The 5,976-nt window shown below is 38.9% G+C and carries 6 protein-coding genes; all 6 read right to left on the bottom strand.

The genetic code is table 11. The features are described 5' to 3' along the window. Positions 1 to 649: 649 nt before the first annotated feature. The 6 genes from secF to queA all read right to left on the bottom strand — a co-directional run bounded on the left by secF (position 650) and on the right by queA (position 5,919). Positions 650 to 1,546: a protein translocase subunit SecF gene (secF, locus tag Q0507_RS06570; RefSeq protein WP_298714116.1), complete on the bottom strand. Its 897-nt coding sequence runs from the start codon at positions 1,544 to 1,546 to the stop codon at positions 650 to 652. Continuing rightward, a complete protein-coding gene (gene secD, locus Q0507_RS06565) occupies positions 1,543 to 2,817 on the bottom strand; it encodes a protein translocase subunit SecD (RefSeq protein ID WP_298714113.1) in 1,275 nt (424 codons plus the stop codon). The genes secF and secD overlap by 4 nt, the downstream gene beginning before the upstream one ends. A gap of 18 nt (positions 2,818 to 2,835) precedes the next feature. After that, positions 2,836 to 3,402, bottom strand: a complete 567-nt coding sequence (locus Q0507_RS06560) for a 5-formyltetrahydrofolate cyclo-ligase (protein ID WP_298714111.1) — start codon at positions 3,400 to 3,402, stop codon at positions 2,836 to 2,838. Further along, positions 3,402 to 3,692: a preprotein translocase subunit YajC gene (gene yajC / locus Q0507_RS06555; protein WP_298714109.1), complete on the bottom strand. Its 291-nt coding sequence runs from the start codon at positions 3,690 to 3,692 to the stop codon at positions 3,402 to 3,404. Before yajC ends, Q0507_RS06560 begins: the two co-directional genes overlap by 1 nt. Positions 3,693 to 3,769: 77 nt before the next feature. Further along, positions 3,770 to 4,885, bottom strand: coding sequence for a tRNA guanosine(34) transglycosylase Tgt (gene tgt / locus Q0507_RS06550; RefSeq protein ID WP_298714106.1), 1,116 nt, complete (start codon positions 4,883 to 4,885; stop codon positions 3,770 to 3,772). Positions 4,886 to 4,893: 8 nt separating this feature from the next. After that, entirely contained in the window at positions 4,894 to 5,919 is a 1,026-nt protein-coding gene (gene queA, locus Q0507_RS06545) for a tRNA preQ1(34) S-adenosylmethionine ribosyltransferase-isomerase QueA (protein ID WP_298714120.1), read from the bottom strand. Positions 5,920 to 5,976 lie beyond the last annotated feature (57 nt).

The following is a 5,976-nucleotide window of genomic DNA, read 5'->3' as shown; positions in this document are numbered from 1 at the left end:
GAATTATGGTTGGTTTTGACTGTGTCAAAACCCGCACTCTGGCATATGTTCAATCGTTTTGATTGATTACCTATCATTGTTCAGTTTTCAAAGATCTGTGCCAGTCTCCACTAATTTCTTCAGAAATATTTCATCAACTGGCGACTTGATTATTTTATCAAGTTCAGCTCATTCCGTCAAGCACTTTTTCAAAACTTTTTTAGATTCTTTGTAGCTTGTCGTTTAGCCTGTGTCCTAATGACTTGTATAAGTATAGCACATATTTAATTATCGTCAACACATAAATAAGTCGTTTTTGTATTTTCATTCTTTTTTCACAAACCTTAATTATAAGTATCTTTTAATTTCTCGTAATTTTAGGTTTAAAATTGTACAACACCTATTTTTTCGATTCTTTTTTCATTTAATTTTTACCATAGCTATTCTATACAGCTACTATGGCTATCCCCTATTGCTATTTTTTACAGTTATTAAGACTTTATATTTTTAAACACTTATATAGTCTTTATACTTTTCAAGCTTTATACTACTCCTTTCAAAAATATATATGTATATGACTACTTTTAACATAAATAGAAAGCCTCTCTAAATTTCCATCTAGAGAGGCCCTTATACATGTACTATTAGTATAGTAAATGTAGTTTAAATTTTATTGTTGATTACGTACGTCGTTTTTATTACGGCTCTTCCACATAACCCATAAGGATGTAGCTACGCAGATAGAAGAGTACGCACCACTAGCAAAACCGATAATCATACAAAGAGCAAAGTTCTTAGTCGTATCTCCACCAAATAAGAAGAGGGACACACAAGCAAACATAACTGTCGCCAATGTATAGAAACTACGGTGAATACTTTGTGTAATTGATGCATTTGCAAGATCTGCAAATGTATCAGAACGCTTATGAGTATGCGTATTTTCACGAACACGGTCGAAGATAACGACGGATTCGTTCATGGAATAACCTACAACAGTAAGAATAGCTGCCAAGAAGGATGCATCAATTTCTAATTGGAAGTAAGAAAATACGCCAAGTACCATAATCAAGTCATGGAAGATAGCGATCAATGCAGAGAAAGCTACCTTGTACTCAAAGCGATAAGAAATGTAAATCGCCAATGCCACGAAAGCAATAAGCAGATTCATTAAGGCATGTTCTGTTACTTCAGAACCGATAACGGCACCTACTGTTTCAATACGCTTAACCGTGTTTTGTCCAACAGATTTAGTTAAAGACTCAACAACAGCAGCACTTTCACTAGATTCAAGATTGCGAGTACGGATCATTACATCTTTACCAGATGTATCACCTGTAGTATCACCAGAAAGCTGAATTTGTGCATTTTCAAGATTGTATTCTTTCAAAACATCACGAACTTGGCTAACTTCTACAGGATTTTCAAATACTACCTCAACAATAGTACCGCCAGTATAATCAATACCAAAGTTAAAGCCTTTCATAAACATCGATACTAAGCTGATGATTACGAGAACGGAGGAAATAGCAAACCACCAACGATGATGCTTAATTACGTCTAATGTCATTTGCGTTTACCTCCTTTCAATACTTTTGGTGCAAATACGTCAGCACTTGTGCTAGGAGAAATATTCGCACCAAACCAGAATGGATGGTTCGTAAAGTTACATTCAATTAACATGCGTAATAAGAAGCGGCTCACAATAATAGCTGTAAACATACTTACTACAACGCCGACACCTAAACTGATAGCAAAGCCCTTTACAGGACCAGAACCTAAAACAGTTAAGATACCAGCTGTAATAATAACGGATACGTTCGCATCTGTAATCGTTGCCAACGCACGACTAAAGCCTGCCTCCATAGACACGCGCATAGATTTACCAGAGAATACCTCTTCTTTGAAACGTTCAAAGATAAGGATATTCGCATCTACTGCCACGCCCATGGACAAGATAATACCCGCGATACCAGGCAATGTCATGGTAGCATTAAAACCTTTGCCCAATACAAGTAATAAGAGCATGACATATACAAGTAATGCAATATTAGCTACGATACCGGATAAACGATATAAAACAACCAAGAAAATCATGATCATAGCGATACCAGCGCTGAAAGCTACTACGGATTTATCTTTGGAGTCTTGACCAAGGGAGGGCCCAACAGTACGTACCTCTAATACATTGATTTTAACTGGCAATGCACCGGAACGTAACAAAATAGCTAAATCTTTAGCTTCTTCTAAGCTTTGGCTACCGGAGATAGTCGCTTTACCACCTGTAATTGCTTGTTGTACTACAGGATTAGTCAATTCTTGACCATCCAATGTGATAGCAATACGGCGGCCAATATTTTTAGATGTTAAGTCAGCAAACTTTTTAGCCCCTTCTTCGCTCAATTCAATGGCAACAAGAGGTTGTTTATTTTGACCTAATTCTTCTTTCGCATCTTTTAAATCATCACCAGTCATAACAGTTTGGCCTTGGTCATTCTTAAATTCCAATACCGCTGTTTTACCGATACGTTTAATCGCTTCGTCAGGATCTTTTACACCTGGCAATTCAATGATAATACGACGAGCACCTTCACGTTGTACCAATGGCTCGGATAGACCCATTTCATTAATACGACGCTCTAAGATTTGCTTCGCCCGTTCTACTGCATCATTGTCCGCTTTACCAGTCGCAGAATCTTCTGCTTCTAATACGATATGCGTACCACCTTGTAAATCAAGGCCTTGTTTCAAAGAACCTGCTAAAGGTTGAATACAATACGCAAAGGTACCAATGATGACAGCAATGACTACTAAAAACTTGATAATAGCTTTACCGTTCAAAATAGTTGCTCCCTTCTACTATACACAATGTATAACGCCTTGCTCCGTCACGATTTTACTCATCCGTTGGTCTAGCTCATCCATCGGGATTAGTGTATCCCATAATTGTACTGCCCAACATACGCCCATAAATATACTTGGTGAAAGTTCCTTGAGAAATCGATCATAATACCCATTCCCCATTCCCATGCGACCACCTTGACGGTCAAAGCCAGCACCAGGCACTAAAATCAAATCCAAGTCATGTGGATCAATAATCTCATATGGCTCAGAGGGAATGCGTATATTTAACACACCCCGAGTGATAGATTCTAGAGACTTAAGACGAACTGCAATCATAGTCGTCTTATCAGTACATACTGGAACATATACGGATTTACCATGTTCTAAAGCATGACGAATCACATCGTCTAAATCGGCCTCTTTGGGCATCGCCAAATAGGCCATAATGTTTTTTGCCGATGTATACTCAGAACTATTGACGATTTGATTCGTCAACATCGGCGTCCATCGACTACAATCAGCAACGGATAAAGCAGCGCGCTGGGACTTACACGCCTTGCGCACTGCTTCCTTTGTATTCATTATTTTTCTTCCTTGCTTTTCTTTGAAAGTACGTTAGCAACTGCTGTACGAGAAAAGGTTAACTCAACCTTTTCAGATACTTGTACCTTAACTTTTTCGTCATCAAGTTCAACAATTTCACCATAAATACCGCCAATAGTAACGATTTTTTGGCCTTTTTTCAAGCTACCTAACAAATTAGCGCGCTCTTTTTGTTGTTTCTTTTGTGGACGCCACAATAAGAAGTAAAAGATTACTACCATTAGCAAAATAGGCCAGCTGGTTTGCAAGATTTGTTGAATATCTCCCATGTTATCCTCCTAGATTAATAAATATGTATTTCTTTTCTAGTATAGCCACCTAAAATAAATTTGACTAGACTTAATTACTATTTTTTAAAGCTATCCCAGAATTGCATTCTAAATTGCGGGAACCGATCTTCTAAGATAGCTTGTCTCATTTGACGCATAAACTCTAACAAGAAGTAGAGATTATGATACGTTACAAGACGTAATGCTAAAATTTCTTCCGCCTTATACAAATGACGAATATAAGCGCGAGAATAATTTTTACATGTATAACATTGGCAACCTTCTTCTAACGGACCCCAATCATGAGCAAACTGAGTATTTCGAATATTAAGGCGACCATTCCAAGTCATGGCCATCCCATTACGAGCAACACGAGTAGGATATACACAGTCAAACATATCGATGCCACGTGCTACGCCCTCTACAAGACAGTCTGCAGTACCAACACCCATCAAATAACGAGCTTTATTTGTCGGTAATAATGGAGTCGTATATTCGAGGATTTCATTCATTAAATCGTGAGGCTCCCCTACGGATAAACCACCGATACTATACCCTTCAAAATCCATAGCTACTAGCTCTTCTGCACTTTGTTTACGCAAATCTTTGTACATGCCACCTTGAACGATACCAAACATACCTTGATAGTCATGAGCCTTACGAGCTTCTTGGCAACGATGAGCCCAACGAGTTGTGCGCGCCGTAGAGCGCTTAGCATAGTCATGGTCAGCTGGATAAGGAATACATTCATCAAAGGCCATCGCAATATCAGAACCTAATTGCTCTTGTACCTTTGTTGTCACCTCCGGAGATAAGAACTGTTTAGAACCATCAATATGGGATCTAAATGTTACACCGTCCTCAGTAATTTTACGCATATCCCCTAAACTAAATACTTGGAAACCACCACTATCAGTAAGAATAGCTTGATCCCAATTCATGAATTTATGTAAGCCCCCAGCTTCTTCCACAAGTTCTGGGCCTGGACGAAGGAATAAATGGTAAGTATTGCTCAAGATAACTTGAGAACCCATAGCCTTTAATTCTTCTGGTGTCATGGTTTTTACCGTAGCTTGTGTACCTACTGGCATAAACATAGGTGTTTGGAAGGTACCGTGTGGCGTGTGCAGTAAACCTGCCCGTGCCCCCATATGAGGACATGTTTTTTGTAATTCATAAGTAATACTCGCCATGGTCCCTCCTAACGAATAAACATAGCATCGCCGAAGCTAAAAAAACGATACCGTTCTTTAACAGCCTCTTCATAGGCCGCCAAACAATGTTCGCGACCTGCCAATGCGCTAATTAACATTAACAATGTAGATTGAGGCAAGTGGAAATTCGTTACCAATGCATCAATCATCTTAAATTTGTAGCCAGGATAGATAAAGATTTGTGTGGTCCCACTAATCCCTTGAAGTACTCCTTCATCATTAGTAGCAGATTCAAGGGTACGCACTGATGTAGTACCTACGGCAATGATGCGAGATCCTTTTTTCTTGGCCGCATTGATTCTATCTGCTGTATCTTGAGATACAACGAAGAATTCGCTATGCATTTCGTGATTTTCAATAGTCTCGGCTGATACAGGTCTAAAGGTACCAAGACCAACGTGTAAGGTTACAAACTCAAGCTCTACGCCTTTAGCTTTAATTTTTTCTAATAGCTCAGGTGTAAAGTGAAGTCCTGCAGTTGGCGCCGCAGCAGATCCTTTCTCCTTAGCATATACCGTTTGATAACGATCTTTATCTTCTAACTTTTCATGAATATATGGAGGCAATGGCATTTCCCCAATCTCTTGAATGATATCATCAAATACACCATTGCAAGTGAACTCAATGATACGACCTCCAAATTCAGTCTTGTCTATAATAGTCCCACTTAGGCGGTCATCAAACTCAACAACTTGGCCAATAGGACATTTTTTACCAGGTTTAACAAGGCATTCCCAACGGTTTTCACCACATGGTGTGAGTAGTAGTACCTCCACTTTGCCACCAGAGCCTTGCCGATGACCAAATAATCTCGCAGGGATAACCTTCGTATTATTAAATACAAGTACATCACCTTCGTAGAGTTCTTCAAGCAAATCGTAAAAATGCTCTTTATGACTCACTTCACCAGTTACCTTATCCAAGGTTAAAAGCCGTGCTGTATCACGAGGCTCTACGGGATGTTGAGCAATCAGTTCCTCTGGCAATTCATAATCAAAATCTGTAACTTTCATCATTATCCTTATTAATACATTTTCTTCAATGTAATGCCACTATAGTAGTGACGCAAA

The sequence above is a fragment of the uncultured Veillonella sp. genome, assembly GCF_938010505.1.
In the GTDB taxonomy this organism is placed as follows: Bacteria; Bacillota; Negativicutes; order Veillonellales; family Veillonellaceae; genus Veillonella.
The sequence above is the reverse complement of the archived record's forward strand: the minus strand, read 5'-3'. Positions and strand labels throughout refer to the sequence as shown.

Coding starts and splice junctions, on each gene's coding strand:
- secF (WP_298714116.1), bottom strand. CDS start 1,546: ATGACATTAGACGTAATTAAGCATCATCGTTGGTGGTTTGCTATTTCC.
- Q0507_RS06560 (WP_298714111.1), bottom strand. CDS start 3,402: ATGAATACAAAGGAAGCAGTGCGCAAGGCGTGTAAGTCCCAGCGCGCT.
- yajC (WP_298714109.1), bottom strand. CDS start 3,692: ATGGGAGATATTCAACAAATCTTGCAAACCAGCTGGCCTATTTTGCTA.
- tgt (WP_298714106.1), bottom strand. CDS start 4,885: ATGGCGAGTATTACTTATGAATTACAAAAAACATGTCCTCATATGGGG.
- queA (WP_298714120.1), bottom strand. CDS start 5,919: ATGAAAGTTACAGATTTTGATTATGAATTGCCAGAGGAACTGATTGCT.